Annotated in this window: 3 protein-coding genes and 1 rRNA gene; all 4 read left to right on the forward strand. The window is 68.5% G+C overall.

Translation table 11 applies throughout. From position 1 onward, the window contains the following. A 5S ribosomal RNA gene (gene rrf / locus ACLBXX_RS20635) occupies nucleotides 1-77 on the forward strand; the annotation flags it as partial. Between the two features lie 81 nt (nucleotides 78-158). After that, the gene (dapE, locus tag ACLBXX_RS20640) at nucleotides 159-1,235 is read left to right on the forward strand and encodes a succinyl-diaminopimelate desuccinylase (RefSeq protein ID WP_447659544.1); all 1,077 of its coding nucleotides are present in this window, start codon (nucleotides 159-161) and stop codon (nucleotides 1,233-1,235) included. Next, on the forward strand, nucleotides 1,217-2,440 hold the full coding sequence (locus tag ACLBXX_RS20645; RefSeq protein WP_447659545.1) for a hypothetical protein: 1,224 nt from the start codon (nucleotides 1,217-1,219) through the stop codon (nucleotides 2,438-2,440). Before dapE ends, ACLBXX_RS20645 begins: the two co-directional genes overlap by 19 nt. Before the next feature lie 95 nt (nucleotides 2,441-2,535). Further along, nucleotides 2,536-2,709 (forward strand): DUF3117 domain-containing protein, encoded by a 174-nt coding sequence (locus tag ACLBXX_RS20650; protein WP_019179788.1) that lies wholly within the window; start codon nucleotides 2,536-2,538, stop codon nucleotides 2,707-2,709. Nucleotides 2,710-2,769 lie beyond the last annotated feature (60 nt).

The raw sequence follows: 2,769 nt of genomic DNA on the forward strand, positions 1-2,769 counted from the left end.
CGAACCCGGAAGCTAAGCCTCTCAGCGCCGATGGTACTGCAGGGGGGACCCTGTGGGAGAGTAGGACACCGCCGGACACCCATTCACGGAATGGCCACCCCTCGCAGGGTGGCCATTCCGCGTTAACGGCTCATATTCGCGCTCGGTAGACTCGAGGGATGCCGGCGCTCGACCTGTCCCTGTCTTCTGTCGAACTCACTCGCATCATCTGCGACATTCCGAGCGTCTCCGGTGAAGAGAAGGCTCTCGCTGACGCGATCTTCGCCGAGGTCTCCGCGCTCGAGCATCTCGATGTCTACCGCGACGGCGACACCATCGTCGCCCGCACCCACCTGGGTCGTGCGCAGCGCGTGGTCATCGCCGGGCACATCGACACGGTCCCGATCAACGGCAACACGCCGACGAAGGACATCGACATCGACGGGGAGCCCTACGTCTGGGGGCGCGGCACCGTCGACATGAAGGCGGGCGTGGCGGTGCAGCTGAAGCTCGCCGCAGAGCTTTCCGACCCGCGGGTCGACATCACGTGGATGTGGTACGACCACGAAGAGGTCGACGCGGACCTGAACGGACTCACGCGACTCGCGCGCACGCGCCCTGACCTGTTCGCCGGCGACTTCGCCATCCTCGGGGAGCCGTCCGACGGTGCCGTCGAGGGCGGCTGCAACGGCAACCTGCGCGCGATCGTCCGCACCCACGGCGTGCGCGCACACAGCGCGCGTGCCTGGATCGGCGAGAACGCGATCCACAAGGCGGCGCCGATCCTCGAGCGCCTCGCCGCTTATGTCCCGCGTGACGTCGCCGTGGAGGGCCTCGTGTATCGAGAAGGGCTCAATGCGGTGCGCATCAACGGCGGTGTGGCCGGCAACGTCATCCCGGATCTGTGCGAGGTCGAGGTCAACTACCGCTTCGCTCCGAGCCGTGACGTCGCGGAGGCGGAGAGCCACGTGCGTGACGTGCTCGCCGGGTTCGAGGTGGAGGTCGTCGATGCCGCAGCCGGCGCCCGTCCGGGCCTGGACGCCCCGCTCGCGCAGGAATTCCTGGCAGCAGTCGGCGCCGAGCCGCGGCCCAAGTACGGCTGGACCGACGTCGCCCGCTTCAGCGCGCTGGGCGTGCCCGCGGTGAACTACGGACCCGGCGATCCTCACCTGGCGCACCACGACGAGGAGCGCGTGCCCGTCGCGCAGATCGAGGCGGTCGAGCAGGGTCTGCGCGCGTGGCTGGCGAGCAGCTGACACTGTCGCCGGTGGCGCGTCCGTCCGCGGCTCGGACCGCTGCGCGCGTCGCGGCGATCTACGTCGCCGCCAGGATCGTCACCACGCTGTTCCTGTTCGCCGCCACCGAGCTCTCCGGCTTCACGTCGCGGATGGGCGCGGACGCCCGTCTCGGCGACACCGTCGTCGCGTGGGACGGCACGTGGTACTGGCTGGTCGCCGTCTCCGGCTACCCGAGTCAGCTGCCGCTCAATGACGCCGGGCAGGTCGCTGAGAACGCCTGGGCGTTCCTCCCGATCTATCCGTGGCTCGCGCAGTGGGTCTCGCTTCCGTTCGGCCTCTGGCACACCGGCGCCCTGATCGTGTCACTGGTCGCCGGGTACGGGGCATCCGTCGCCCTCTACTACCTGCTGCGGATGCGGCTGGACGAGTCGGCGACGCTCTGGGCGGTGGCGTTCTTCGCGAGCGGTCCGCTCGCAGCGCTCTTCCACGTCGGATATGCCGAGGCGCTCAACCTGTTCTGGCTGTTCTGCGCACTGCTCGCGGTGGCACGCCGACGATATGTGTGGCTGTACGCCCTGATCCCACTGATGGCGTTCACACGCCCCGGCGTCCTGGCGTTCGCCCTGTTCCTGGCACTGTTCGGCATCTGGCGCTGGTTCACGCGCGCGCGTGAACCGCTGCGGGCTCCCGAGATCGCGCACATCATCGCCGCCGGCCTGCTCGCCGCGGTCGCGGGGTTCGCGTGGCAGTTCATCGCGGGATGGGTGACGGGGAACCCGGACGCCTATCTCGTCACGGAGATGGCCTGGCGGCGCAACTGGATCCTCGGTGACGCGACGTTCACGCCCTTCGAGCCGTTCCTCGCGGGAATCTCGTATTGGTTCGAGACGATGTGGCACCTCCCGCTCTGGCTCGGGTACGCCCTCGTCGGCGGGGGACTGCTCCTCATCGCGGTCGCCCTGATCGCGGTGCCGCAGGTGCGCCGGCTCGGCATCGAGATCCGCCTGTGGAGTGCCAGCTACCTCGTCTACCTCCTGCTCGTCTTCTTTCCGCAGTCGAGCATCTTCCGACTGCTGGTGCCCCTGTCGCCGCTGTGGGGCGCGTTCGCCGTTCCGCGCTCTCGCGCCTGGCGGATCGGCGTGCTGATCGCGTGTCTCGTGGGGCAGTGGTGGTGGATCTACAACATGTATGCCCTGGGAAGTACGAACTGGCAGGTCCCGTGACGCCGGATGACGGATGCCGCTTTCCCCAGGCGTGCCCGGGGCGTCGGCCCTCACGATAAACTTGACGTGCAGACCATCGATGAAAAGGAGCCGCAATGGCAGCCATGAAGCCGAGAACCGGAGACGGGCCGATGGAGGCCGTGAAGGAGGGTCGACTCATCATCGTGCGCGTGCCGCTCGAGGGAGGCGGTCGTCTGGTCGTCTCGGTGAACGACGCTGAGGCCAAGGAGCTCTACGACGTCCTGGGGGGCGTCGTCAACGCCGCGTAGTCGCTCGTTGCACGAACGGCCGGTCCGATCGGAGCCGCGCGGGCGGGTGGCGGGTGGCTC

Source organism: Microbacterium sp. C23T (assembly GCF_053345975.1).